Genomic DNA, 26531 nt, shown 5'->3' on the forward strand with positions numbered 1-26531 from the left:
GTGCCGGGCCGTCTTATGCTAAACCAAGTTTTTCGGTAATGATTTTGATATCATGCGCTGCATCCTCAGACTGAGCTGCAGCCAACTCCGGGAAAGCGCTTATTTCAATTGTTTCTAAAATTGGATTGCCCTTTGCATTATAAAAAACGCCATACCAAACGCCAGCAACACCGCTTTCCAGCCATTCGACAGGTTCAGCAACATCATTAAATTTGACGGTCACTGTTCCTTGACCTAAAAAATCGTGGATTGCCTGACGTTCCTCAAATGATAAAGCCATCTTATCAATAAAGATTGTCCACGATTCACCAGATTGCAGAAACCGCGACAACGCATCTTTGATTTCAACTAACACCGCTTTAACCTTTATCGGTAATTGATTATCATCCAACCTGTTCTACCTCCGCCTGCCAATCAGCTAATTGTTTTAGTACAAGACTCTCCAACTTTACAAGGCCCTGTTCAATTTCTGAACTCAATTCTAACCCAACATTCATTGTACCCGGCTGCATGCCAACAACCACAATCTCTTTTATTGGCTTTTCCAAAACTTCCATTGTTGCAAGCACATCCTGAATGCCTAGATCGTGCAGAGAAACCTTCTGCTTAAAGTAGGTTTTAACTTCGCCATCCCGCAATTCATAGATAGATCCGGGCGGCAGTTTGCCAGCAATAGCATCTACAATCAATAATTTATCAGTACCGTCAAGAAAAGGTATAAGTCCCATTCCTAACGTTCCTCCGTCTAATACCTGAACATCGTCGGGAAAACGATAATTGTTCATAAGTCTTTCAACCGTCCGAACCCCTAATCCTTCATCTTGAAGAAGAATATTTCCGATTCCCAGAACTGTTATCTTTATCATGATCAATATCTCCTATATCATCAGGATCCGCCTTGAGAAATTTAACACCAGAAAACATACTAGATATTTCGCCGTTCTTATCAGTTAAGTCCGCCCTGATAGTCATATAAACATGAACTATGGCAAATAGTACAATAAACCATGCGACATAATGATGAATTAAATGCACATAGTATTCATTTATCAGAAGATGATTGAACCAACCAAAAACTTTGGCACCAAATCGATTAGGATCAATCATATAATACATGGCAAAACCAGTGACTACCTCGAGTAAAATCATCACATACACCGACGCATAGCCTGCTCTGGCCATATGATTCCGGATATACGGCCTATGCACAGGAGTAATAAAAGCGTAATGCATGGCTACATCGATTGTTCCCAGCCAATACTCAAAAGTCCACGGCCGAGGAAATAAACGGTCCCCCTTAAAAACTATCATGCCGTATATCCGCATGATAAAGCTAGCGACAAAAATAAATGCCGTTATGAAGTGTATGTAGCGAATAGTCTCCATCGAAAAGAGGGATTCAACGGCATATGTGGCCTCAGTACCTTGAGTCCCGATATACGCTGGGTTGCCGATGTACAAGCCGGTAATAAACAATATGGTAATCGAAAAAACCATTATCCAGTGAAATAACCGCAAAAACGGACTGAACACATAAACACACCTTAATGGCTCGGTGCTCATTTGACTGACCCCTTTCTCTATTAATATTCTTACTACTTGAATGGATCAGTATTCACGACAGTAATTTGCTCGCCTTCCGCGTTATAAAGGTGAGTTGCACAGGCTAGGCATGGATCAAAAGAATGGATTAGTTTCAGAATTTCAAGGGGTTTTTCAGCTATCTTTACTTTAGTATCAATCATACCAAGTTCATATGCTCCGTATCCGGCTTTGCTGTCCCTGGGGCATGCATTCCACGTACTAGGGACAACGGTTTGGTAGTTAGCAGTCCGGCCATTTTTTATAACTATCCAATGGCTGAGTCCACCGCGCGGCGGTTCATGCAGACCTACGCCCTGGGCTTCCTGCGGCCAAGACGACGGCTCCCATTTAACCATATTGGCGACGGTAGTATCGCCTGCTTTAATATTATTCAGCAGCTTATCGGTAAAATACTTATTTACATAGGCAAATACTTGTGCCTCAAGCCCTCTCGCTAATGTACGCCCAAGCGTAGACGGGAGCCATTTTTCCGGTGGTAGATTAAGAATTTTGGATACGGCATCTATTTGACTTACCATCATATTCTCTACCCAGGTCGGCTGGATAATCCCTTTTTTAACTTTAGTGTAAACAATTATATAACGGGCAAGTGGACCAACTTCGGCTGTTTTCCCTCGCCACTTAGGAGTTTTTATCCAAGAATACTTGCCATTTTCGTCGAGATATTTCCAATTTGTTTTTGTCCCTTCTTTAGGTGCTGTATATTCAGGCTTAGTAACTCCGTTCCAGGGATGAATATCTGCTTGACCTTCCGGATATTGATACCAAGCATGTTCAACACTTTCAGTTAGAGTATCCGGATCGGCAATGTCTTTGGGATCGAACGGATGAAATACAGCGTTTGTAACCCCCTGACCAAAGTTCTCAACGACACCATTTGATCTAAGCAAAAGATTGCTGTGATAACTGCCGTTGCTAGTGCCGCTATACGTTTCATCAGGTAAGTCTCCGAAACCGAGTACCCGTTCTTTGGCAAGCCCGCCCCCATCTAGATAGCCGGCTTTAGAATAGATATCAGCTATGGCTAACAAGTCAGGAACATAAAAGGAGTTAACACAATCAATCCCAAAGTTGGCTGACGTATCTACGACTGCTAACCGCTCAGTATTGACCGGAGCATTCATATCATTCATTGAGATTGAACAAGACATTCCGCCTACCAGATAGTGAGGATGAGGATTTTTTCCACCGAATATCAAATGGGATTTAACTAATTCCCGCTGTTTGTCTAACATATTAAGATAATGCGATATCGCAATCAAATGAACTTCCGGAGGTAGTATAGCATAATCGGGATGATCCCAATAATGCGCTGCAAAGATACCTAATTGTCCGCTATCAACAATTTTCTTCACTTTAGCCTGTATCTCTTTTAAATATGCCGTTGTGGCCTTAGGAAACTCTTTAGGGTAAGCACTTGTAGTATGTTCAACAGGCCCGCTAAAAGGCAAAGAATATTTCTCTAAAATCGTATTTTGTAAAGCCGCAGCCGCGGCGGGGTCTGCTTTCAGAGCCTCAACAGGGCTCACCCAGTCCAAACCATGCAAATGGTAGAAGTGAATAAGATGATCTTGTACTACTTGCGATGCATAAATGATATTCCTAATGTAATTGGCATTCTTAGGAATTTCAATACCGAGAGCATCCTCAACTGCTCTTACCGAAGCCAAAGCGTGTACCGTCGTACATACTCCGCATATACGCTGTACGAAAAGCCAAAGATCGCGCGGATCCCTATCTTTACAGATAATTTCGATTCCTCGCCAAGCTGTGCCGCTGGAGAGGGCATCTTGGACTTTACCTGTAGCTTCGTCTATCATAACTTCAACTCGTAAATGACCTTCAATCCGACTTACAGGATCGACGACAATTCGTTTCATTCCAGCTTCTCCCCTCAATCATCGTTATGTTCATTCTCATTTTTATGATACTTTTTATGTTGGATAACAGAAGCAATTCCATGTGCGACAACACCAGCTGTGACTGCCCCGGCAGCCACCATTCCTACCTTGTCTGCATTAGCGATTGTGTTTGGAATAGGTATATTAGGAAGACGCTGGAAGAATGGATCGTTATCCCAAAAATCATTAGATGCGCAGGCAACGCAGGGTGAACCCGCCTGAATCGGGTAGGACAAACCATTCCACCATCTTAGATTGCCGCATGAATTATAAGCTTCCGGACCGCGACATCCTACTTTATATAAACACCAGCCAGCTTTACTGCCGATATCATCAAATTTCTCTACAAACATTCCTGAATCAAAGAAGGCGCGGCGATAGCAGGTATCATGAATTCGATTGCCAAAAAATTGTTTAGGACGATTTTTACTATCGAGCGGCGGGATTTGACCAAAAATAACATAATGCATTATTGTGCCCGTAATTACTTCCGGTATTGGCGGACAGCCCGGGATATTAATAATCGGCTTTCCGCGGACAACTTCGCTAACGGCCACCGACTTAGTCGGATTAGGTTTTGCTGCCTGAATGCCGCCCCATGCTGCGCATGAACCAATATTAACTACTGCAACAGCCCCTTTTGCCGCTTCTTTTAAGTTTTCTTCGAATGTTTTGCCGCCTACCATACAATAAATTCCGTCTTCACCGACTGGAACAGCTCCCTCAACTAGGAGCAGATACTGTCCAGCATATTTTTTCATAATCTCTGCAGCATGATGCTCTAATTGTATACCTGCGGCAGCACCGAGCACCTCCATATCTTCTAAAGCTATCATGTTTAAAATAACATCCGAAGCTAGCGGCGTTTCAGACCGAATAAATGCCTCGTCACAGCCAGTGCATTCATGGCCATGAAGCCATATAACCGGTGGTAATGGGCGATTTTCGGCCGCATAGACCACATCCTGTATCATTGTTGGTGAAAGACCCATTATACCGGTGATGGCGACGCAAGCTTTCAAGAAGCTGCGGCGGCTTAAATTCTTCTTTTGAAATACGTCCCATAACGAATCTCTTTTTTCCATATCAACCCGCCTCATTCTCAAATTATCTAATTTTTCGAATCTTTACAATTCTGAATTATCCATTACTATTTTTTACAAATATATTACAATTCCTGCTAAATATTTGGAAAGTAATATTTTATTTCTTACTAAGTATTAACGTTTCTGCTAATGCCATCTAATATGGTTACCCAAAATGTATGAAAAAACACCCGTTGCGTAATAACTTACACAACGGGTGTATATAAATTATCGTCCGTAGTCACACCACGGCTCTTCAGCTAAATAATCACCATCAGAATAATAATAAGCTCTAGCTCTGCAGCCTCCGCAAATTTTATCATAACCGCAGCGACCACAGCCGCCTTTAAGCTCTTCATGACGCAGTTCATTAAATAAACTGCTGTCACGCCATATTGCATCAAATTCTTTCTCACGTACATTGCCAACCTTTATTGGCAGATATGGACAAGGATGCACATCTCCATTTGGCAGTATTACGCAATATCCGGTTCCAGCGAGGCAACCGCGCGTAAATCTCATTGCCATATTGCGCTGTTTCGCAATCCTCATAAATTGGGGAGCGCATGTTGGTTTTAATTCAATTGAAACTTCATTCTGCTTATCAAGAATGCGTTCAAGTAATGCTTCGTATTGAGCAGTTTTTAACGTAGTATCCTCAATATCCTTACCACGTCCTGTAGGTACTAGAAAAAACACATGATGCGCGGCGGCACCCACTTCAACTGCTAAATCAGTTATCTTAGTAATTTCAGCTTCATTCCAGCTCATTGCCGTTGTATGAACTTGGAACGGAAGACCAGCATTACGGCATGCTTCCATCCCTCGCATTGTTTGATCCCAGGCACCTTCACATTGCCTAAACCAATCGTGCTGTTTCTTATCAGTACTGTCTAAACTAATTCCTGCCCGCGCAAGACCGGCTTCCTTTAGCTTTACAGCTACTTCATCAGTAATCAGGATACCGTTTGTGCCAAGAACAGGTCTCATGCCAACACTGCGAGCATGACTAATTAACTCGTAAATATCAGATCTGAAAAGTGGTTCGCCACCGCTTAAAATTATAATTTTAAACCCAGCTTTGGCCATCTCTGATAGCAGTTTTTTACCTTCTTCGGTTGAAAGTTCATCAGAGCGTCTTGTACCCGCATCGCGGTAACAGTGAATACACTTTATATTGCAAGCTTGTGTGGTATTCCACGAAATAATCATTGGGTTATTGCTCCTTCCTATAATCTAGTCCTATTATCGCAAATTACACTAATTATCGCAAGTAACTAGATTTTCTTGATTTCGCAATACCCTAAAACTAGTATTTAAAAAAGAAAACTCCCGCATAACGGGAGTAGTAACTTACATAACACTGTCAAGGGCAGCACCAAGTTCTTTTTTCGGCCGAAAGCCAACAATACGTTTGGTTTCCTGTCCATCTTTAAATACTAATAGAGTAGGTATACTCATAACATTATATTTTGATGCTAGAGACTGCTGCTCATCAACGTTTACTTTTGCGACAATAGCTTTGCCTTCATAATCGTTTGATAAAGCTTCCACCTCGGGTCCAACCATCTTACAAGGTCCGCACCAGGGCGCCCAAAAATCAACTAATACCGCCTTATCGGCTTTCAACACTAATTCATCAAATTCAGTTTCGTTTTGAATATTTACCAACGACATAAATATTACCTCCTTCATATTCGTGAGTAATTTACTATAATAGTATAAGACAAACCTAAAACTTCTAATCACATCCCACCCCCCGGGGGGTTGGTAATTATTATATTAGAGAAATATACAAAAAAAGTCAACTTAAATATAAAACCCGCAGTTCAACATACTGCGGGTTTAAAAAATTCATTAAAGTTGCAAGTAATCAATAAGCCGAGTTCTGTACCGCAAAAGCGGTGATGATCATTTATCTGGACCGTCAGTTACCTGACGGCTCTAGCGACACACCCGGAAGGTTAGCGGGCAGCCTCATCCCTTCCCTATTTGGTCTTGCACCAGGTGGGGTTTACCTAGCCAGTTAGTCACCTAACTGCTGGTGCGCTCTTACCGCACCGTTCCATCCTTACCGGCAAAAACCGGCGGTTTACATTTCTGTGGCACTTTCCCTGAGGTCGCCCTCGCTGGACGTTATCCAGCACCTTGCCCTGTGGAGCCCGGACTTTCCTCAAATGTCTGAAAAGACATCCGCGATCATCTTTTATACTCACAACTTGGATTATTAGTATAACATATACTATTCACATTATCAATGGATTTAATCGCTCTGCCTTTTATTAGGGAATTAGTATTCGGCCGCAATTATCACAATAGGCCATTTTAATTTTTGCAGTTTCAACTTTTGTTATTGGTAAACTCCGATGGCAGCCGCTGCAATAATCATTATTTAATTTTGCTATTGGCTTATCAAAATTACGTTTAAGTTCATTATAAGTATGCAGCAATTCTTTATCTATTAGCTGTGAACAAGCTATAATTTCCTGTTCGGTATCTAATATGCTTTTATCTAGTAAAGCCTTATCAATCGCAATATTTTGCTGTTTCTCTTCGCGCTGACGTTTTTTTTCGCTAAGTTGTTCATTTAATTTTGCTATCTCCTTAGCTAGTTTGTCACATTGATCCATATGATCCAATAATTCATCTTCCTTTAAAGCAATTGTAGCTTTTAGGCAATCATATTTACCTCTTAGTTGCTCTATTTCCTTTACGTTTTTTATCCCACTAACATAAAGCTGGTTTTCGATTTTTTTTAATTGCTTGCTAACCCCTTCAATAGAGGTTTCAATTTCAAATGACTGGTTGGAACAGGCAGCTAGACTTGCTTGGTACTGCTTTATGCTGCTTGTGACCGTCTCAATTTCGTACCACATATTTTTAATTTCTTGTGTGTTAATGGCCTGCCTTTTCTGAATAATAGCAGTTTTATTCTGCTCAAGCATTTGTAAATTCCATAACATATTTAGCTGCTCCTTAATCATTAGTACCTCCTCCTTATAGCTTAAATAGCCAAAAAAATATAGACAGGCATAAACACCTGTCTAATAACGACGAAAAATATCTGTTCTAATATTATCGGTAATAATTTCAATACCCCATTTCTCATTACGAGCTTGGGCCCCTAGGTAATTACTAAGGTAATCAACAATAACAACTTCTGTAGCAAAGTGTCCGGCATCAACAATAACTATGCCTGCGGCAACGGCTTCCTGGGCTTCATGGTATTTTACGTCGCCGGTAACAAGTACATCAGCACCGGCGAAAGCTGCTGAATGAATTAAGCTAGCTCCACTGCCGCCACAGACGGCAACCTTCCAGATAGATTTATTCTCAGGTCCGGCGACGTTAACCAAATTTATTCCTAAAGCTTGCTTTACCTCATCCACAAACTCGGCCAACGATTTAGGCGCAGACAAACTGCCAATACGTCCTAGCCCTAACTGAGGCCGGGTATTGGCAAGTTGGTATAAATCATATGCAACCTCTTCATATGGGTGAGCCTTCAGCATAGCCTTAATTACCTTATTGCATATTTTCTCAGACATAACAGTTTCTAAACGCACTTCCCGTACCTGCTCCAACTCGCCTTGACTGCCGAGAAACGGATTAGTACCCTCTAGCGGCATAAAAGTGCCAGTACCGTCGGTCTGAAAGGTACAGTGGCTATAGTTACCGACATGCCCTGCCCCGGCGTCGCATATCGCGGCCCGAACTGCCTCTGCATGAGTATCCGGCACGAATACTGCCAGTTTAAGTAGCTTTTCACTATGACCCGGGGATAATGATTGGACATTAGTCAAGTTTAACTTGCTCGCTAAGATATCGTTTATTCCACCTGCAGCTATATCAAGATTAGTATGAGCAGTATAAACTGCAATATCATTCTTTATAAGCTTAGCCAATAGCTTTCCATGAGGCAAATCAGTACGAATATTCTTGATGCCCTTAAAAATCAACGGATGATGCGTCACAATCATGTCAGAATTATTAGTTATAGCTTGATCAACAACATTATCAGTAACGTCCAGTGCAATTAAGATTTTAGAAATATCCTGGTCTGGACTTCCTACCAGGAGACCTACATTATCCCAATCTTCCGCTAAATCGCGCGGCGCAAGCTTTTCGAGTTCATTAATTATTGATTGGCATTTTATAGGCATGCCTTCTTAGCCTCCAATCCGCGAAGCTTTTCGTTATATTCATAATATTTTGCTGAAAAGTTTTTGCCTGCTGTCATCTCATCTATAACTCGTTTTGTCTGATTTATCAATTGATCTATATGAACCGACAGTAAGGGCGGCTTTTTATCCCACAGAATTGGGCCTATTTCATATAATATGTTTTCAAATTCTGCTGATTTACCATGTTCGGCAGCAATTATTTCATAAAGTCTACCATCGTCTAAGATTAAGACCTCATCGACAATCTGCCAACCGTTTTTAGTAAACCATTGGCGGACAGATGCTGCTGCTATCATCGGCTGAACAATTAGGCGTTTGAGAGAGGCAACAACTTCCGGCGCGCTTTGGAGAATATTAATTATTGTAGCTCCGCCCATACCAGCTATCACAGCTGTCTCAATTTCAGCCGGTTTAATAACTTGCAACCCGTTTCCCAGTCTTAAATTTATACTATCCTGCAGTCCGGCATTTTCTATAGCTTGCTGCGCCGCTTTATATGGACCCAGACTAACTTCGCCTGCGACTGCCCGCGAAACGATTTTTTCTTGAACTAAAAATATAGGTAAGTAAGCATGATCTGTTCCAATATCAGCTAAAGTTGTCCCACCCTCAACCAGGTTAGCAACAGCTTGTAATCGTGCGCTAAGTCGCAATGTCTTGCCCCCTAATGTTATTATGTTTAGTATACTGGAAAATACAAAAAAATGCAAAGCTATGCTTTGCATTTAGTTACAATGGTGGGCGATGACAGGATCGAACTGCCGACATCCTGCTTGTAAGGCAGGCGCTCTCCCAGCTGAGCTAATCACCCTAGTGGTGACCCGTAGGGGATTCGAACCCCTGATACCGCCGTGAAAGGGCGGTGTCTTAACCGCTTGACCAACGGGCCATTTTTTAATTTATGTTAAATAAATGGTGGGCCCACCTGGGATCGAACCAGGGACCAGCCGGTTATGAGCCGGCTGCTCTACCGCTGAGCTATAGGCCCGGAGATTATAAAACAGGTTTTCCGAAGAAAGCCTGTTTAGCATTCTTAAATGGCTCCTCGAGTAGGACTCGAACCTACGACCGATCGGTTAACAGCCGATTGCTCTACCGACTGAGCTATCGAGGAACGTAACTGACAAAATACATTATAAAACAAGTTTTATGTTACGTCAAGCGTTTTTTACTCGAGAAAATCTTTTAGTTTTTTACTACGGCTTGGATGACGCAATTTTCGAAGAGCTTTTGCTTCAATTTGACGGATACGTTCCCTAGTAACACCAAAATGCTGTCCAACCTCTTCTAGGGTACGCGCGCGTCCATCGTCTAACCCAAAGCGAAGCCTAAGGACTTTTTCTTCTCTTGGTGTTAATGTCTCAAGTACTTCTTCTAGTTGCTCTTTGAGCAACATGAAGGAAGCAGCTTCCGCAGGAGCAGGCGCATCCTGATCTTCAATAAAATCGCCTAGATGCGAGTCTTCTTCTTCACCTATCGGAGTTTCTAGTGATACAGGTTCCTGAGCGATTTTCATTATCTCTCTAACTCGTTCCACGCTTATATCCATCTCGCGGGCAATTTCTTCAGGACTTGGCTCCCGGCCTAACTCTTGCAGCAATTGACGAGATACTCGGATTAGCTTGTTTATGGTTTCTACCATATGCACAGGTATTCTGATTGTGCGTGCTTGGTCGGCAATAGCCCGTGTAATAGCTTGGCGAATCCACCAAGTAGCATAAGTGCTGAATTTATAGCCTTTACTATAATCGAATTTTTCAACAGCTTTTATAAGCCCTAAATTACCTTCTTGAATTAAGTCCAGAAAAAGCATTCCGCGTCCAACATAGCGCTTAGCAATGCTCACTACCAGGCGGAGGTTAGCCTCAGCCAGTCGCCTCTTTGCCTCCTCATCTCCGCCCTCCATACGTTTAGCTAGACTTACCTCTTCTTCGGCGGATAAAAGCGGTACACGACCAATTTCTTTTAGGTACATGCGAACCGGGTCGTCAATACTAATACCTTCAGGAATGGTCAGATCAACATCGGCCTCTTCCGGAGCTGTTTCTTCAATTTCAGACATTTCCGAACCATCTAAGCTCTCGACTTCGGGAATTTCATCCACTATCTCAATTCCCTTATTGGAAAAAACTTCGTACATATCATCAATCTCATCAGGAGACAAATCATCACTTTGGAGAGTATCCATGATTTCGCCATACGTCAGTACGCCGCCACGTTTTTTTCCTTTATGCAGCAATTCACTTACGTGATCATTAATGATATTCTTTTTCTCAGTCATTTTACTCCCCTCCTCCCTTGGCCGATCAGTTCTTTACGTGCTATTAAGCTATCAATTGTGTAATTTCTTAATTTCATCTTTTATTCGCTGACTTTCCGCTAATTCCTGCAGAAAGCGACTATCCCCCATGCGTTCTAATTCATCAGCGCGTAGCCGATGTTCTTCGTATAATGCGTTAAGATGCGCTAAACGAATAGTTCGCATACAATCATCGATAAGTTTATCTACGTTGTCTGTAGGGACTTCCATCAACATAATATGCGATAACTCGGCATTAGCTGAATCACTTAGATTTGTACACCAAGCTGTATCTGAAATATTTTTTCCCATATTATACGCGTCAATAATAGATTTAATTATTTCTTGACGATTTTCATCTTGAAAGTCCACAGTAGCGAGACTCGTTTTTACATCTTTTATCAGATTATTATTATCATAAATTAAGCGAATAATATTTCTTTCAGCTTGTTCAACTGCCTCAGATGGCTTGTTTATTAACGATATATTGTTTATAGTCTTTCCCAAACTTACAGTTTTATCCTTTTGCGCATGTCTCATAAATTTGCTCAGTTCGCTCCGGATAGCCCCTTCATCAATAGCTAACAATTGGGATACATGAGCAATATGACTATTTACCTCTACTGCATTTTTAGATCCTGCTAAGACGGGGATTATCCTAGAAACAACTGCGACTTTGCCTTCCAGGCTTGAATAATCAATCTCCTTTAATGCCTGCTTGATCTGATATTCAATAAGTCCATCAGCATTTGAAATCAAATCATTAAAAGCGACAGCACCATGATTTTTTATATACTCATCAGGGTCTTTATCATCAGGAATAGATAAAACCCTTACCTTAGCTCCCAATTCCTGAACAATCGATAAAGCACGAACTGTCGCATTCCTACCGGCAGCATCACTATCATAAGCAAAAATTATTTCATCCGCCAAGCGCAATATCTGTTTTGCTTGATCCGGAGTAAAGGCTGTTCCTAACGAAGCCACTACGTTTTTAAGGTTTGCTATATGCGCTGAGATTGCGTCCATATATCCTTCAACGACAATGGCTTTACCCGAATCGCGGATACTTTTAAATGCATGCTCCATGCCGTATAGAATGTGCCGCTTATTAAAAATCGGCGTTTCAGGTGAGTTTAAATATTTAGGTTGGCTATCATCAAGTACCCTTCCGCCAAACCCAATCACTTTCCCTCGAATATTGGCGATAGGAAACATAATGCGATTACGAAATCGATCATATATTCCATTTCCGTGTGAACGCTCGACAGCCAGGCCGACATTAATTAATAACTGTCTATCTATCCCCCGCCCCATAAACGCTTGTGATAATTTATCCCAATGCGGGGGCGCGAACCCAAGCTTGAATTTTTCAATAACCTGTATGGTTATTCCGCGTGATGCTAAATATTCGCGAGCACTCTGTCCGTAACTTGTATTAACAAGGCAGGAATAATAAAAATCCCGGGCCATTTCGTTAACTCTAAACAATTCTGCTAACAGCCGCTCCCTGGCCAACTCCTGCTCAGACTTTTCCACTTCAGGCAACTGGATATTCATCTTCTGCGCTAACACTTTTACAGCATCCATAAAACCGATATTTTCAATTTTCATCAAAAAATTAAAAACATTACCGCCTGACTGACAGCCAAAACAGTAAAAAAAGCCTTTGTCCGGCGCTACTGAAAATGAGGGCGTTTTCTCATGGTGAAAAGGACAACAGCCCCAGTAATTTCTTCCTTTTTTCTTCAAAGGAATATATTCCGAAATAATGCCAATAATATTACTTTCGGCGCGTAATCTATTAATAAAATCATCTGTAATTACATATTTCATAAACTCATCCTTAGTAACGTCAGGCATCTACAGGGAATATGCCGATAGCAAACATATATACATTATTACCAAATTTACAGTATTCTATCGCCTTCGCATATTTTAATAGTTTCTCTTAAAATCTCAGAATTAAAGTTCAAAAAGGTAAGTTTTGACTTAATTCTACAAGCAGTTAACTAATCCTGCTCATAAAAAGTCAACAGCTATGTTTTGTTGATACTATGTATATTCAGCACAAAACGATTTTTTCCTCTTTAAGCTATTGACAAAACCATTTAAATTTGCTTACGTTCTTATCCATTTAGCAGGAATAAATAGCTGTTCAAACAGGTTAATAGCGTACATATCAGTAAGCCCGGCAATATAGTCAACTACAGTCTGCTGCAGTCCCCACTTATCTTCACGCTCAAGAAACTCTTGCGGCAGACTTCGGGGGTTGGCCATAAAATACTCATATAATTTTTGCACTACATACTTTGCCTTTTTACGATCAGGCTCAAGATCGGCTGAATGGTATATTTTATCAAACATGAATTCGCGGAATTTTTCCATTGCCTTTTGAACATTATTGGACATGCAGATTTCACTAATACCACTAGAAGTAGTTATAATATCTGAGACCATGACAGTAATCATAGTAGACGGATTAGTCCCCAGTACCCGGCTGACTTGTTCCGGTAAATCTACTGGCTTAATCATTCCAGCTCGGATTCCGTCGTCATAATCATGACATAAATACGCTATCCGATCGCCGAATCTTATAATATTGCCTTCAAGTGTAAATGGCTTATTGGGGCCTGTATGATTGAGAATTCCATCTTTGACATCTACAGTCAAATTAAGGCCCTGGCCGCTGCGCTCCAGATGCTCCACGACCCGCAAACTTTGCTCGTTATGATTGTAATGTCCGATAATATCACGAAGCGCATACTCACCAGCATGACCAAACGGGGTATGGCCAACATCATGCCCCAACGCGATTGCCTCAGTCAAATCTTCATTCAACATTAACCCCCGCGCAATTGTACGAGAAATCTGCGCTACTTCTAAGCTATGAGTCATACGCATGCGATAATGATCACCTGGCGATATATAGACCTGTGTCTTGTGTTTTAACCGACGGAAAGCCTTGCTATGAATTATTCTATCCCTATCGCGCTGAAATGCAGTACGAAAATCACAGAACTCTTCGTTATTCATCCGAACTGCTTCACGGCTTTTACTGGCAAAAGATGATAATATTTTATATTCCTGCGCTTCTATTCGTTCACGAATACTCATGTTATCGCTCCCCTACCAAAATTATTCAGCACTTCGTTCCAATTTTAACTAGCAAATTTAATTTTGAAATCTGTTATAATGAACTTGGAAAGGATGTGATATAGTGAAGGCAAAAGTATTTATATTCTGCATCTTGCTGACAATCTTTTCTATGTCCAGTGTATTCGCAGCTGCACCGGTTATAACTGCTGACCAGCAATATTTTGACATAAGTTCAGGTCTCCATGTTTTAAAAGGTAATGTACATATTGAGCACAATGGACGCATTGTCACAGCCGGCGAGGCAAAGACTAATTTAGTCGAGATATGGGGCTCCGGCGGTATAACATTTACGCAAGATGACATCAGATTCGTCGGCAGCAATGTTTATGTTTATTTTCCGAGTAATACCGCGAAAATCGATGGCGGAGTTGAATTCTCACGACCAGGTATTGAAATTAATGCTGAACGTGTAGATTTTAACTGGAAAAGTAAAGTTGCCGTATTCAACGGCAATGTTCAGATTATGCAAAACGGAAAAAGCTGGCAAACAAACAGCATCAGCTATAACGTTATTTCAAACACAATTTACTAACACCTACCGAATAATATACGCCAAATTATTGTTATTTCCTTTATTAATGCTAGGGACCTGCACCAGGGCGGCGCAGGTCCTTTTTGCATTTGTTACAACTTTTTGAAAGGTTTCCTTATAATTCAACCAATTTGCTCAAATCAGCAACACTTAAGGCGGTTTGGGTAATAGACTTCAGCAAGGCTAGCCGATTATTCCGAATAGCCTCGTCCTTATCCATAACCATAACCGCATCAAAAAACTTATCGATCGGTTCGGCTAATTCTGATAATGCCTTTAAAACAGCCGAGTAGTCCTTGATGTCTAAAAATTCACTTACAGCTTGTTTTGTATTAATATATTCCTGATAAAGAGCCCTTTCAGCCTCTTGACTCAAGAGATCAGGGTTAATCGTGCTGGAAGACGCATTTTTTGCTAAGTTTCCAGCTCGTGTAAATGCTTGAATAGCTTTACGTATATGATCACTGCCTATTACTCCTGTAACAGCCCTAGCCCGAAGTACAGTGTCGTAAAGATCATCTATACCTGCAGCCATAACAGCATCAATAACATCATAACGAATTTCTTCATCAGACAAAACATTTTTTATGCGAAGACGGAAAAATTCATATATTTCGTTAAGCAGTTTATCAGAATCACTGTCGCTAATTCCCAGCAACTTGGCTGCTTCTGCGACTATTTCGGTTAAAGACAGGTTATATTGGGCCGCTATTATAGTGTTAACAATCCCTAGCGCTTGTCTTCTGAGAGCATAGGGATCCTGCGATCCAGTTGGAATAAGACCGCGACTAAAAGTTGCAACTATATTATCTATCTTATCAGCAATACTAATAGCTCGGCCTGCGAGACTTTCTGGCAGAGCATCCCCGGCAAATCTCGGTAAATAATGTTCATAAACAGCAGTTGCTACTGACGGCTTCTCACCGCTTAGCAAAGCATATTCCCGCCCCATTATTCCTTGGAGTTCAGTAAATTCATTAACCATTGCCGTAACAAGATCAGCCTTTGCCAAAACAGCTGCTCGTGAAGTGTCTAAGACCATTGCTTGGTCCGCACCCAATCTTTCGGCAATTAAAACAGCTAACTTGTTGATGCGCTGTGTTTTATCATATAAAGTCCCAAGCCCCTCTTGGAACACAATTGTTTTTAGCTTATCTACTCTATCTGCCAAGGCGATCTTCTTATCTTCTTCAAAAAAGAACCGCGCATCGGCTAATCTTGCCTTTAGAACACGTTCGTTACCCTGCCGAACAATATCAATATAATCTGAGCCGCCGTTACGAACAGTGATAAATACCGGCAGTAATTTGCCCTCATTAGAAACTACAGGAAAATAGCGTTGATGTTCACGCATTGGCGTAATGATAGCCTCTTGCGGCAAGGCTAAATATTCCTCTTCAAACCGCCCGCACAACGCAGTCGGATATTCGACTAGGAATACAACCTCCTCTAGTAAATCTTCATCAATAGCTGCGATGCCGCCTTGATTTACCGCAATTTTCTCAACCTGTTCACGGATTACTTTACGCCGCACGGATTGATCAACCATAACATGGTTTTCTGCCAACTTACCAAAGTATTCATCAGCAGATTCTATTGAAATTTCACCTTTTGATAAGAAACGATGGCCGCGCGTAACATTACTGCTTTCTACCCCGGCTATGGCAAAGGGAATAACCTCATTGCCATACAGCGCAACGATCCAACGAATGGGACGGACAAAGCGCATATCAAGATTACCCCAGTGCATGTTTTTGGGGAAATTAAGACTAGTTACTATCCCAGGCAGTATTTCCGGCAGTAAATCATCAACGTTCCGCCCTGTCTCCTTTACCATGGCATATACATAGCCATCCTTGACTACCAGATCGTTTACGTCAATGCCCTGACCCCTTGCAAAGCCTTGTGCTGCCTTAGTAGGCGCCCCGCTCTTATCAAAAGCAATGTTTATTGACGGACCTTTGTTCGCGCTTTCTTTATCCTCTTGGCGGCCGGCAACGCCCCGTACTAGCAATGCAAAACGTCTTGGCGTACCAAAGACTTGTAAATCACTGAATCCAATCCGCATATCGATTAACTTTGCTTTGGCATTAGCTTCTAACTGCGTAAGTATGCCAGGCATAAATCTTGCAGGGATCTCCTCGGTACCTATTTCAAGTAATATATCTTTTGACATTCTACTTACCTCCTTTAAGCAGGGGATAACCGAGTTTTTCCCGTTGCTCAATATAAGCTTGCGCACAAAGTCTCGCCATATGGCGCACCCTGCCGATAAAGCCGGTTCGCTCACTAACACTGATTGCTCCGCGCGCATCTAGAAGATTGAAGGCATGTGAGCATTTGAGTACGTAATCGTAGGCAGGTAAAACATAGCCAGCTTCGATTATGCGCATAGCCTCTTTTTCGTACATATCAAATAGTTTAAACAGAAGACTAATATCGGCAATCTCAAAGTTGTAGGTTGATTGTTCTACTTCATTGCGATGGAAAACATCGCCATATGTAATACCGTTGACCCATTCAATATCGTAGACATTTTCCTTACCTTGGATATACATTGCCATCCGTTCTAAACCATATGTTATTTCAACAGAAACAGGCTTTACGTCTATGCCGCCGACCTGCTGAAAGTAGGTGAATTGAGTAATCTCCATACCATCGAGCCATACTTCCCAGCCTAGCCCCCAAGCTCCAAGGGTTGGTGATTCCCAATTGTCCTCAACAAATCTTATGTCATGTTTATCGGGATCGATTCCTAACCGCGCCAGACTTTGCAAGTACAGTTCCTGTATATTGTCAGGTGATGGTTTCATAATAACTTGAAACTGATGATGCTGAAACAGGCGGTTAGGATTATCGCCATAGCGGCCATCATTAGGACGACGCGATGGTTCGACATAGGCCACATTCCATGGTTCCGGTCCTAAAGCCCTTAGAAATGTGGCGGGATTCATTGTACCAGCACCTTTTTCAATATCATAAGGTTGCTGTAAAATGCAGTTTTGCTCAGCCCAAAAATTTTGCAGAGCTAGTATTATTTCCTGAAATGTCATTGTGTTCGCCTCCCTGAATTTTGTTAAATAAAAAAACAAACCTCCCGCCCACGTAACAATAAGTTACAGGGACGAGAGGTACTCCCGCGGTTCCACCCTGATTGGCAAAACTGCCCACCTTGTGTTATGGCAAGTTTTACTCTCCAGCTAGAAAGCTTGGATTTCCTCTTGCAGCTTGGGAACGCCGTTCACTTGCAGTTATCAGGCTTCCACTCGCCCTGATTCGCTGAATGCGCAAGCTACTATTTTCCCGCATCGCCATGATTTTTATTTCTAGGTGTAAATATATCAAATGTGTTAGTATTTGTCAAACTCTATAAATGGAGACTTTATTCAGATGGCGTTTTAACGCCATCTGAACTCTAGTCGAAATTATCCAGGGACTTACTCGCTCTTGCTCCAGCTTGTAGATGCGGGAGTCTTAGAGCGAGTTAGTCATCGGATAAAGTATCTATTTTCTTAGGTGGTTTATATTCCTGACTATCTTCAACCGGCTGCTCGTCAGCGTTTTCGCCACCTTCACCACGGACGACTTCAATAGTACAACGTTTAAATACGGCTACTAAGACCCCCAAAGCAGCCAATTGCGGCAAAGCAATTGCTCCAATCGCTCCGATAGAAACTGGAATCTCAACCAATGTCTTACCATCATTTTTAATTCGTATCTTATTGACATTGCCCTCATGGAGTAATTCTTTTACTTTGTCTATAACCTCTGTTGATTTCAAGCTGAATTCTTCGGTCCATCTAGTCTGTTTTTTCCCTTCTAATTCTATCAAGGCATCAACTACATTGCCATTGCTTCTTTCCAAAGCATCTTTGGCTTCGCGGTATGATAAACCGGTGCGTTCCCGTATAAGATCAATTTTTTCTAATGTAATCTCTTCCATATCCAAACCCTCCAGCGCGAATTTTTCGTGCATTTAATATTACCCATAGTAAGGGCGTTTTATCCCCGCTTACTTATTATCAGCCGACCGAGATTCCAAAGCAAATCTCGCTATCGCCCCGCAGCCATAACCTCTCTTATGAAAGAGATAGATTTCAGCGGCTTATCGATATGATACCTTAAGTAACAGCTGAATAACTTTTCGGTCTCTACAAGCGTTGCGCCACTAACGGTAAAATGGCCCGGATTATGCCATTCAAGATTTAATAAGTTGTCAAGGAATTTGCCAACCTCCATGCTAAACTCAAAATTCTCCGGAGTACGGCATTCCGAGCATACACCGCCGCCGGAAGCTATACTAAAGTAAGCAGGAAGTACTAACTCCTTACAGCAGACGGTACATTTATTGTAATGCGGCGAAAAACCCGTTAAAGCCAAGAGCTGCCAAGCACCTGCTAAGCTAGCAACCCGCGGGTTTCGTTGTGAAAGCAGCTTAAAAATACCTTCCAGCAAGTCAAAAATTTGCGGTTCCGGCTGACGATCAGGACACAATTCTGCCGTCAGTTCGGCTATAAAGGCGCCATAAGCCAATAGATCCAGTTTCTCCCGCAGTTCTCGGAAAGTATTTATTGTTTCATATTGTTTTATATAATCAAGGCTATTACCTGAAGCTAAAGATACGTTAATATGCATAAATGGCTGCATCCCACTAGCCAAACGATTTTTCGGCCGTCTTGCCCCGTAAGCAATTGCCGTAATTTTCCCATGCTCACGTGAAAACAAAGTAACCATCTTGTCGGCCTCACCCCAATTGCGCACAGCCAACAAGATGGCTTCAGTTTGATACTGTGTCATAATAACTTACATGCACTCCATCTTACTATTGGAATTTTCACTAGTCTCACTGGTGTTATTAGGCCTAATACACGAACGATACGCCAGATATGCTCCAATATGTCCTGTACTTTGGAATATCTCCCACATTAGATCCCTAAGCATCACTTGACATCATCCCTTCGTGCGTTATTATTAATCGACCATCTCGGAATCCTTAACTATTAGTTGAGGAAGAAGCGTGGCTTTTACCCTAACGATACGAAATCCATTAACCTTTAACACTTCGAAGACATAGTTCCCGATATTGACTTTATCGCTAACTTCTGGACGCCTGCCTAAAAGTCCAAATATATACCCTCCAATGGTATCTTCTTCATGATCTTCTAATTTAATATCTAAAAGCTCTAATACATCATCCAAAAGAACCCTGCCGTCAAACTCATAACCATCGTTTAATCGCAAGATCTCAGTTTCGACAGCATCATCATGCTCATCTTGAATATCACCGACAATTTGTTCCAGAACATCCTGCAAAGCTACCAATCCGGCGGTTCCGCCGTATTCGTCTGCAACCACCGCTAAATGAATCCTTTTACGCCGCATAACTTGGAGGAGTTTTGCAACTGACATACCTTCAGGTACTACGAGGATTTCCCTCATGATAGTTTTTAAATCTTTGTCGGCGCTATCACACATATCAAAATCCATTAAATCGCGAATATGAATCATGCCAATGACGTGATCTTTATCTTCAACGCACAAAGGATATCGTGTGTGATGGGTTTCGTGCACTATTTTCATGTTTTCATCAAATGAATCGTCCGCAAATAAGCATATCATGTCTTGACGCGGCACCATTACTTCGCGTGCTAAGCGGTCCGCAAAATCAAAAACATTGTCAATAAGCTCACTTTCCATTTGATCAAGTACACCGCCACGCTGACTGGCACTGACGATCATGCGCAATTCTTCCTCAGAATGAGCCAAATCAGCCTCATTAGCAGCTTTAACTCCAAGAAAGGCCAGGACTGTTTTAGCAGCTTTATTAAATACCAGAATGAGAGGATAGCCCACCTTATGGAAAATGTATAACGGCCATACTGCAAATAAGGCATACCTTTCCGCCTGCTGAATGGCCATTGATTTTGGTACCAATTCCCCAAAAACAATATGCAAAAAAGTAATAATAGTAAAACCAATCACAGTACTGATAGTTGAGATAAGCCAATCAAGCTCTGGTAAATAGGTCAGGATTAAAGGTCCTATTAATGAGGAAACTGCTGGCTCACCCAGCCAACCCAGCGCTAGTGATGCTAATGTAATGCCTAGTTGCGTAGCGCTTAAATAGGTATCAAATGATGAAACTACTTTTAAAGCCAGTTGAGCTCTCCGATTGCCCTGATGCACTAATTCCTCAAGCCTTGTCTTACGTATTTTAAGCAGTGAAAACTCAGCTATAACAAAAAAACCATTCATTAACACCAGCATCAAAACCGCCAACAATTTCATACCACTAGATAAAGGCGACTCGATAGCGCATCTCTCCCTCGACAGTTACAAGCGCCTTACCTAATCAAGCAGGCGATTTATAACCATCTATAAAATATTATGTCCCGTTTGCCAATTATAAATTAACGCTGCACGCATCCATAAAAGCAGTCTTCTTTACAAATGATACCATTCAGATACCCAAATGGTCAATAAATAGAATAGCTACCGACATGCGGTAGCTAAAAAAAACCATGCTTTTAAGACATTTTTTATTCATAACCAAAATTTTTAAGGATACCTTCACGATTACGCCAATCTTTTTTTACTTTTACCCATAAATCAAGATAGGCTTTTGACCCTAGCAATGTTTCAATATCGTTTCTTGCCTGTTGACCAATTTCTTTTAACAACTGCCCTTTTGCCCCAATTACTATTCCCTTCTGGGAATCACGCTCTACATATATTACGGCCCGTATATAAAGATCTTCGTTAGTCCTAGTCGTTATTTCCTCGATATCGACCGCAATAGCATGGGGGATTTCTTCCCGAGTCAGGTGCAGTGCCTTCTCCCTTATGAGCTCAGCAATTATTAGGCGTTCAGGCTGATCGGTCACCATATCTTCGGGATAATATTGCGGTCCTGGTTCAAGATATTTTTTTATTTCACTAACCAGAACTTCAAGATTAGTCCGCGCCAATGCCGATATTGGAACAACAGCAGCAAAGTCGTATGCCTCGGTATATTTTTGGATCATTGGTAAAAGCTCTTGTTTTGGTACTTGATCGATTTTATTTACAACCAATACAACAGGGGTCTTTACTGAAATAAGGTTTTCCATTATAAACTGCTCGCCTGCCCCAAGCGAGGCGGTTGCATCAACAACAAATAAAATGACATCAACTTCGCGTAAAGTCCGAGTAGCCGTCTCAACCATATACTCGCCTAATTTATGTTTTGGCTTATGAATACCGGGAGTATCCATAAATACAATCTGAGCATCTTCAGTGGTCAGCACACATAAAATCCGATTGCGCGTCGTTTGGGGTTTGTCCGACATTATGGCAATCTTTTGGCCAATAAGGCTGTTTACTAACGTTGATTTACCGACATTAGGCCTGCCGATTACCGAGACAAAGCCAGATTTATAGCTCTCTGAAGTATTCATTTTTTCTCTACTCCTATCAAATCCGTATTACTAAACGAGAACGGCAGAAGTTCTTCAAGGCTGACTTCCCGTTTTTCGCCTTTCAAATTACACATTATAATCTTATTTATTTTAAATTCGGCGATAACCTGCCGGCAAGCACCGCACGGCGCTACAGGTTTTTCAGTATCAGCAGCAACGGCTATTGCTTTTAAATTAGTCTGCCCTTCTGACACAGCTTTAAAAATTGCCGTCCGTTCTGCGCAATTGGTTAGTCCATAAGATGCATTTTCAATATTACAGCCTTGATAAATGTCGCCATTTCCCGTCAGAACTGCCGCGCCAACTTTGAACCCCGAATATGGTACATAAGCGTCATCCCGTGCTGAAATTGCTGCATTTATTAATTTTTCCATTTTATCCTCCTAACAGAATCGCCAGCTTAGGCAAGAATAGTAATCCTCCGGCTATTAGCGAGGCTAGCGCTGCTAATAATACTGCTCCAGCAGCAATATCTTTCGCCGCCTTAGCTAAGAGGTCATACTCTGGGGTAATAAGATCGACAACAACTTCTATTGCCGTGTTGACAACCTCAGCTATAAGTACCAACATAACATATAGTCCCAGAAGTAAAAATTCTACTCTCGACAGTTCTAAATACCAGCCTAACATAAAGGCCATAATTGCGGCTGCCAAATGAATTTTTATGTTTCGCTCGCGCTGTACACAGTAAATAATTCCTGCTAAAGCGCACTTGAACGAATTCACTAAATTACCTCTTTTAGTCATGTCATTTTCTTGATATTCCCATGCGTAATAATATATTTTCCTCTTGTTCACGCATCTTCTTTCGTTCATTTTCGTCTTCATGGTCGTAACCTAAGAGATGGAGCATACCATGAACTGTCAAGAAGGCTAGCTCCCGTTCCAAGCTATGATTATATTCTAGAGCTTGTCTTGCAGCTGTTTCAAGCGAAATAATAATATCACCGAGCAGCGATTCTTCCGGACCGTCAAAAACCTCCGGCTCTTCACCCTCATTGAGCGCGAAAGAAAGAACATCGGTAGGACGGTCTATACCACGGTAATCCCGGTTTAATTCATGGATATATTCATCGTTGACCAAAACCAGGCTAACTTCGCATTCCTCAGCTATCGCATGAACTTCAGCAGTCTTTTCGAGTACTGCCTTCATCATTTGCTCCATTTGCGGCGTTACACTCATCTTTTGTTGTAGATTGCTTATTACAATTTCCATTTTTACCCTTCCTCTTTTCCAGTTCTTTAACAGCCTCTGGATACTCAATTCTACTGTGGAACATGCTCGACAGCACTCTAATAAAAACATCGCCTATGGTATTAAGATCCTTCAATGTTAAATCACATTCATCTAATTGACCGTCATTAAGACGCTCACGGATTATTTTGCGGACCATCGCCTCAATCCTGTTGATGTTAGGCTTAGATATTGACCTTACCGCAGCCTCTGAAGCATCTGCAAGCATAATCAGCGCGGCCTCCTTAGTTTGCGGCCGAGGCCCTTCATATCGGAAGTCAGTTTCGAAAACACATTCGCCATGTTCGGTTTCAGTAGCACGTTTATAGAAGTAGGATACTAATGTAGTTCCGTGATGCTGCTGAATAATATCGACGATAACCTGAGGAATTTTATATTCACGGCAAAGATCCAGACCGTCCTTAATATGTGATGTAACGATTAACGTACTTAAAGACGGGGCTATCTTATCATGGGGATTCTCACTATCAACTTGATTCTCGATGAAGAAAAAAGGTCTCTTAATCTTTCCAATATCGTGATAGTAAGCGCCAACCCTTACCGTAACCAAATCAGCACCAATTGAATCGGCTGCCGTTTCAGCCATGTTACCAACTAACACACTGTGGTGATATGTACCCGGCGCCTCCAGCAAGAGCCGTTGCAAGAGCGGATGATTAGGTTGGGCAAGATCTAGCAGTTTTATTGGCGTAGTAATACTAAAGGTCTGCTCTAAATAAGGCAGTAACCCGGTTGTTATTACCGCAGCCCCAATACCGCTAACAACGCCTAACAAGCCTTGCATTAACACTTGCGAGCTATTTACCTGCTCTACGAATCCGCTTGCTGCTATTACAATAAAATTAACAGCCGCAATCCACAGCCCTGTCCGAGTGACGCTATAACCATGAGCCATTTTAGAAACACTATATACACCGGCCATACTGCCAACTAAAGCTACAGCTACGGGTCTCAGCTCGTGGTCAACGATTACGGAGAAAAACATCGCTAATGCAACACTAACCAAAAGGCCGATTCTGGTATCGATCAAAATAGCCGCGAGTAGGGCCCCTGCTGCCAGGGGAGCTGCGAAATTTGAGTAATAGTGGGCAATTTTAGCCAATAGGAGTGCGACAAGTATAATGAGTCCAAGTAAGACTAACTTCAAGTCACTTTCGTATACCGGGCGAGCAAACTTATACAAATAACCCATAACAAGGGCCATTATAACAAGCACAAATAGGGTAAGTCCGAAGATACGCAGTTCATTGGCCTGACCTTTATGCAGTCCAAGTTCTTCCATGGCATGGATTTGATCACCGGTTACTATATCACCGCGGCGGACAATAACCTGCCCCTTTTTTACTGTCTCACGAACAGGCTCAATACCAGCTAACGCTACCTGTTTTCGCTTTTCCGTTTCTTTGACATTCAAAATATAATTCGGGCTTAACAATGCTTGCGAAACACCTGCAACAACTAATTCAACATTTTTTGATAGCCGCAGTTCTTCGGTTTCGATAACCACGTGCTTTCTAGCAAAATCTAACTCATCATCCCGAATACCCCGTTGAAAATACTTGCGCAGAATGTTACGAGTCTGTTCTTCTGCCTGTGCTAATTCAGTTTCATCTAGTTCGGTAAGTGCTGAGATTGTTGCGCCTGATAAAGATGTTTTGATACTATGCCGGAGTTTGTCCGCCCAGTCTTCTTCCGATTTTAGTGTATAATCGGAAACAACCAGCCGGGCAGCATTGAAAATTGCTGTAACACTCTCATCAGCCCTAGCCATTACATTAATATCTAAATCATAGACATTAGCAACACTAGCCAGAACTTCCGACTCTAATTTTTTAGTCTTACCGTTATCGACATACGACACGGTCCGCGGCGCGATAATATCCCGGTCACTTACCTGACCAATCTGAAACGAAACCTTGTCCGGTATAAAATCAGCAGATAAAATCACCATGAACAAGAAAAAAAATGCCAAACCTAAAACAATGCGACGGACGGTTGGCTTGGCATAAATGCTGGCCGGTTGCGCAAAAAAATTCCGCAGCCGATTATTTAATGATATCATACTTACTCACTCCACCCAAACCATCATCTTGCTGCTCATATAAATCGTAGGCTTTAATAATTCGGCCTACAATTTCGTGCCTGATGACGTCGTGTTCTGTTAATGAAACACATTGGATCCCCGGAATATCCTGAAAAACTTGTTGGGCCTGTTTGAGACCTGACGGAGTGTTGGCTGGCAAGTCAATCTGGGTTATATCACCTGTCACTACCATCTTTGAACCAAAACCAAGACGAGTTAAAAACATTTTCATTTGCGGGGGGGTAGTATTTTGGGCCTCGTCCAGAATTATAAATGAATCATTTAAAGTTCGCCCACGCATATACGCAAGTGGAGCTACTTCAATAATGTTTTTCGCCATATATTTTTGGAAGGTTTCAGCCCCCAAAATGTCATAGAGCGCATCATATAAAGGCCTAAGATATGGGTCGACCTTTTCCTGTAAATCGCCCGGCAAAAATCCAAGTTTTTCTCCTGCTTCTACAGCTGGCCGGGTCAAAACTATACGGTCAACTTCCTTGTTCTTTAAGGAAAATGCTGCCATTGCCACAGCAAGATAAGTTTTCCCAGTTCCTGCCGGTCCTATACCAAAGGTTACGTGATTATGCCGGATGGCCTCAAGATACCGCTTCTGCCCTAGCGTCTTAGGCTTTATATGACGGCCGCGAGCAGTCACTAGTACTGTATCAGCAAACATCTGATGCAGATGGGCTCCTTGCCCCTCCTTTATCATCCTAATACTATAACGTACGTCATGTACGGTAATGGCATTTCCGGATCGATATATATATAATAATTCGTTAAATAATCCGGCAACTTTATCAACCTCGTCTTCATTGCCGATAACAGTTATTTCGTCACCACGCGTCATAATTTTGACAGTAAAAGATTCACAAATGAGTCGTAAATTCTCATCATTACGCCCTAGGATGGCAAAAGCCTCTTGGCTATCGTTTAAAGTAATACGTTGCTCTGTTAACCGCTGCAAAAAT

The 26531-nt window shown here is 41.8% G+C and carries 25 protein-coding genes, 4 tRNA genes and 1 other RNA gene; 1 reads left to right on the forward strand and 29 read right to left on the reverse strand.

The features are described from left to right. Positions 1-13: 13 nt before the first annotated feature. The 18 genes from GX348_09400 to GX348_09485 form a co-directional block, all read right to left on the reverse strand. Positions 14-391, reverse strand: a complete 378-nt coding sequence (locus GX348_09400; GenBank protein ID NLP42395.1) for a hydrogenase expression/formation protein — start codon at positions 389-391, stop codon at positions 14-16. Continuing rightward, on the reverse strand, positions 384-866 hold the full coding sequence (gene hybD / locus GX348_09405; GenBank protein NLP42396.1) for a HyaD/HybD family hydrogenase maturation endopeptidase: 483 nt from the start codon (positions 864-866) through the stop codon (positions 384-386). Before hybD ends, GX348_09400 begins: the two co-directional genes overlap by 8 nt. Beyond that, positions 817-1563: a Ni/Fe-hydrogenase, b-type cytochrome subunit gene (cybH, locus tag GX348_09410; GenBank protein NLP42397.1), complete on the reverse strand. Its 747-nt coding sequence runs from the start codon at positions 1561-1563 to the stop codon at positions 817-819. Before cybH ends, hybD begins: the two co-directional genes overlap by 50 nt. A gap of 32 nt (positions 1564-1595) precedes the next feature. Next, positions 1596-3485: a nickel-dependent hydrogenase large subunit gene (locus tag GX348_09415; protein NLP42398.1), complete on the reverse strand. Its 1890-nt coding sequence runs from the start codon at positions 3483-3485 to the stop codon at positions 1596-1598. Between the two features lie 14 nt (positions 3486-3499). Then, positions 3500-4591 carry a hydrogenase small subunit gene (locus tag GX348_09420; GenBank protein NLP42399.1) on the reverse strand — a complete coding sequence of 364 codons (1092 nt, stop codon included), beginning with the start codon at positions 4589-4591 and terminating at the stop codon, positions 3500-3502. 228 nt (positions 4592-4819) lie between these two features. Then, complete coding sequence (gene nirJ2, locus GX348_09425) at positions 4820-5803, reverse strand: putative heme d1 biosynthesis radical SAM protein NirJ2 (protein NLP42400.1); 984 nt, start codon at positions 5801-5803, stop codon at positions 4820-4822. Between the two features lie 141 nt (positions 5804-5944). Continuing rightward, positions 5945-6268, reverse strand: coding sequence for a thioredoxin (gene trxA, locus GX348_09430; protein NLP42401.1), 324 nt, complete (start codon positions 6266-6268; stop codon positions 5945-5947). Positions 6269-6453: 185 nt separating this feature from the next. Then, positions 6454-6806, reverse strand: an RNA gene (rnpB, locus tag GX348_09435) — RNase P RNA component class A. A 67-nt stretch (positions 6807-6873) separates the two neighbouring features. Beyond that, the gene (locus GX348_09440; GenBank protein ID NLP42402.1) at positions 6874-7575 is read right to left on the reverse strand and encodes a hypothetical protein; all 702 of its coding nucleotides are present in this window, start codon (positions 7573-7575) and stop codon (positions 6874-6876) included. A gap of 60 nt (positions 7576-7635) precedes the next feature. Beyond that, positions 7636-8754, reverse strand: coding sequence for a Nif3-like dinuclear metal center hexameric protein (locus GX348_09445; protein NLP42403.1), 1119 nt, complete (start codon positions 8752-8754; stop codon positions 7636-7638). After that, on the reverse strand, positions 8745-9428 hold the full coding sequence (locus GX348_09450) for an SAM-dependent methyltransferase (protein NLP42404.1): 684 nt from the start codon (positions 9426-9428) through the stop codon (positions 8745-8747). The genes GX348_09445 and GX348_09450 overlap by 10 nt, the downstream gene beginning before the upstream one ends. An 82-nt stretch (positions 9429-9510) precedes the next feature. Continuing rightward, positions 9511-9586, reverse strand: a tRNA-Val gene (locus tag GX348_09455). A gap of 3 nt (positions 9587-9589) precedes the next feature. After that, a tRNA-Glu gene (locus GX348_09460) sits at positions 9590-9664 on the reverse strand. Between the two features lie 24 nt (positions 9665-9688). Then, a tRNA-Ile gene (locus GX348_09465) sits at positions 9689-9763 on the reverse strand. 50 nt (positions 9764-9813) lie between these two features. Then, a tRNA-Asn gene (locus tag GX348_09470) sits at positions 9814-9889 on the reverse strand. 54 nt (positions 9890-9943) lie between these two features. Then, positions 9944-11056, reverse strand: coding sequence for an RNA polymerase sigma factor RpoD (gene rpoD, locus GX348_09475; GenBank protein NLP42405.1), 1113 nt, complete (start codon positions 11054-11056; stop codon positions 9944-9946). Between the two features lie 51 nt (positions 11057-11107). Then, a complete protein-coding gene (locus tag GX348_09480; protein NLP42406.1) occupies positions 11108-12910 on the reverse strand; it encodes a DNA primase in 1803 nt (600 codons plus the stop codon). A gap of 285 nt (positions 12911-13195) precedes the next feature. Next, entirely contained in the window at positions 13196-14191 is a 996-nt protein-coding gene (locus GX348_09485; protein NLP42407.1) for a deoxyguanosinetriphosphate triphosphohydrolase, read from the reverse strand. Between the two features lie 103 nt (positions 14192-14294). Here GX348_09485 and GX348_09490 point away from each other — a divergent pair, with 103 nt between their 5' ends. Further along, entirely contained in the window at positions 14295-14765 is a 471-nt protein-coding gene (locus GX348_09490; protein ID NLP42408.1) for an organic solvent tolerance protein OstA, read from the forward strand. Positions 14766-14880: 115 nt separating this feature from the next. On the opposite strand, the gene GX348_09495 is transcribed toward GX348_09490, so the two are convergent. The 11 genes from GX348_09495 to GX348_09545 form a co-directional block, all read right to left on the reverse strand. Further along, entirely contained in the window at positions 14881-16941 is a 2061-nt protein-coding gene (locus tag GX348_09495; protein NLP42409.1) for a glycine--tRNA ligase subunit beta, read from the reverse strand. A gap of 1 nt (position 16942) precedes the next feature. After that, complete coding sequence (gene glyQ, locus GX348_09500) at positions 16943-17818, reverse strand: glycine--tRNA ligase subunit alpha (protein NLP42410.1); 876 nt, start codon at positions 17816-17818, stop codon at positions 16943-16945. A gap of 431 nt (positions 17819-18249) precedes the next feature. Further along, positions 18250-18708, reverse strand: a complete 459-nt coding sequence (locus GX348_09505) for a DUF4342 domain-containing protein (protein ID NLP42411.1) — start codon at positions 18706-18708, stop codon at positions 18250-18252. Positions 18709-18818: 110 nt separating this feature from the next. Then, positions 18819-19562: a DNA repair protein RecO gene (gene recO, locus GX348_09510; GenBank protein ID NLP42412.1), complete on the reverse strand. Its 744-nt coding sequence runs from the start codon at positions 19560-19562 to the stop codon at positions 18819-18821. Between the two features lie 174 nt (positions 19563-19736). Next, positions 19737-21053, reverse strand: coding sequence for an HlyC/CorC family transporter (locus GX348_09515; GenBank protein ID NLP42413.1), 1317 nt, complete (start codon positions 21051-21053; stop codon positions 19737-19739). A gap of 251 nt (positions 21054-21304) precedes the next feature. Then, the gene (locus tag GX348_09520; GenBank protein NLP42414.1) at positions 21305-22201 is read right to left on the reverse strand and encodes a GTPase Era; all 897 of its coding nucleotides are present in this window, start codon (positions 22199-22201) and stop codon (positions 21305-21307) included. Beyond that, complete coding sequence (locus GX348_09525; protein NLP42415.1) at positions 22198-22596, reverse strand: cytidine deaminase; 399 nt, start codon at positions 22594-22596, stop codon at positions 22198-22200. The genes GX348_09520 and GX348_09525 overlap by 4 nt, the downstream gene beginning before the upstream one ends. A gap of 1 nt (position 22597) precedes the next feature. Continuing rightward, a complete protein-coding gene (locus tag GX348_09530; protein ID NLP42416.1) occupies positions 22598-22969 on the reverse strand; it encodes a diacylglycerol kinase family protein in 372 nt (123 codons plus the stop codon). A 1-nt stretch (position 22970) separates the two neighbouring features. Beyond that, complete coding sequence (gene ybeY / locus GX348_09535) at positions 22971-23438, reverse strand: rRNA maturation RNase YbeY (protein NLP42417.1); 468 nt, start codon at positions 23436-23438, stop codon at positions 22971-22973. Then, positions 23347-25539 (reverse strand): HDIG domain-containing protein, encoded by a 2193-nt coding sequence (locus GX348_09540; protein NLP42418.1) that lies wholly within the window; start codon positions 25537-25539, stop codon positions 23347-23349. Before GX348_09540 ends, ybeY begins: the two co-directional genes overlap by 92 nt. Beyond that, positions 25523-26527: a PhoH family protein gene (locus tag GX348_09545; protein ID NLP42419.1), complete on the reverse strand. Its 1005-nt coding sequence runs from the start codon at positions 26525-26527 to the stop codon at positions 25523-25525. The genes GX348_09540 and GX348_09545 overlap by 17 nt, the downstream gene beginning before the upstream one ends. Between the last annotated feature and the right edge of the window lie 4 nt (positions 26528-26531).

The sequence above is a fragment of the Veillonellaceae bacterium genome, from assembly GCA_012523975.1.
In the GTDB taxonomy this organism is placed as follows: Bacteria; Bacillota; Negativicutes; order JAAYSF01; family JAAYSF01; genus JAAYSF01.